The sequence below is a fragment of the Microbacterium sp. Bi128 genome (genome assembly GCF_918698205.1).
In genome coordinates this window covers 1-1298 of sequence record NZ_CAKKMM010001415.1, presented here as the reverse complement: position 1 = coordinate 1298, position 1298 = coordinate 1, and the positions used below count along the sequence as shown (strand labels likewise).

At 66.3% G+C, this 1298-nt stretch carries 2 pseudogenes; one reads left to right on the top strand and one right to left on the bottom strand.

Features of this window, described 5'->3' with window-relative positions:
- A pseudogene (locus LQV45_RS33265) lies at positions 1-309 on the top strand (DUF2236 domain-containing protein); the annotation flags it as partial.
- A 184-nt stretch (positions 310-493) separates the two neighbouring features.
- Here the strand turns inward: LQV45_RS33265 and LQV45_RS33260 are convergent.
- Positions 494-1298, bottom strand: a pseudogene (locus LQV45_RS33260) (amino acid transporter); the annotation flags it as partial.

The following is a 1298-nucleotide window of genomic DNA, read 5'->3' as shown; positions in this document are numbered from 1 at the left end:
ATGCTGTTCAATGCGACCGTCGCGGCCTTCGCCAGCCGTATCCCCGCCCTGCTTCGCCGATTCACCCCGACCATCCTGGCGCTGATGATGGACAAACCCCAGGTCGCTGTTGCCCTGGGCCTGAAACCTGCCCCGGCAGTGCTGCGCGTACCGTTCAACGCGGTGCTGCGGTTCCGCTCCCTCAAGGCCAGGTTGCGTCCCTTGCCGACCGAGCCCATATTTGTGCCGGGAAGGATAAACGTCGTGGCATACCCGGACGGATACACCCTGGACCAGATCGGCCCTTGGGGGAAATCAGCCAACGTCTGAGGCCCGGGGACGGCCGGGTTGCTTACCGCCGTGGACCCTGGGGTGGACCCGACGCACCCGTGACGGGCCTGCGTGCTGACCGAAGACGACGACGCGGACTCCGACTACGCGCGAACAGGCCCGCCGGAACCTGAACTGCTCAAATCCCGGCGGGGCTGTTCGTTGTGGTTAGAGTGCGCTCTGCCTAGCCCACGTGGATGGCGGGCCGGAGTGCCTGGTCGGGCTCGGTCTCGCGGAGGATTTCGCGCACCAGCGGCGCGGTGTCGCCCTCGCCCAGGAACAGGTACCGCATGAGGTGGCCGACGGGGTTGCCCTCGGACCACTCGAAGTAGCACTGGGGCTTCGTGCCGGTCGAGTCGCGCATGGCCAGCAGGACGGCCGCGATCGCGTTCGGCACGGCCGGGGACTCCACCCGCAGGACCCGGTAGCCGTCCACTTCGACGCCTTCGACCCGGAGCGTGTGGCTGAACGCCGAAGGATCGGAGATTTCCACTTCCAGGAAGATGACATCCGCCGGGCCCGGGACGGGGTTCAGCCCGCGCTGTTCGTACTCTTTGTCCGCGTACTCAGCCTTGTCACCGGCTTGGCGCTTGTTGGCGATGACGTTCAGTTGCCCGTCGAAGGCAATCGAATCGGTGATGAACTGCCGGGCTGCCTCGTCGAACTCGATGGTTTCCAGCCGCAGTTCGGTGGTGCGCTGGACCCGGGAGATGAGCGAGACGACGATGATGCCGGCGATGAAGAACGCCGAGATCGCGATGCCGTCGGGCTTTTCGATGACATTGGCGCCCAGCGCGTACAGCAGGACCAGGGTCAGCGCACCGAAGCCGATGGTTCCGGCGCGGCTGTGCCGGCGGATCGCGGAGACGGTCACGGCGACGGCTCCGGATACCATCATGGCCAGGATGCCGGTGGCGTAGGCACCTGCCTGGGCGTTGACGTCGGCGTTGAAGGCGATGGTGATGCCGACGCTCAGCACGGTGTAGACG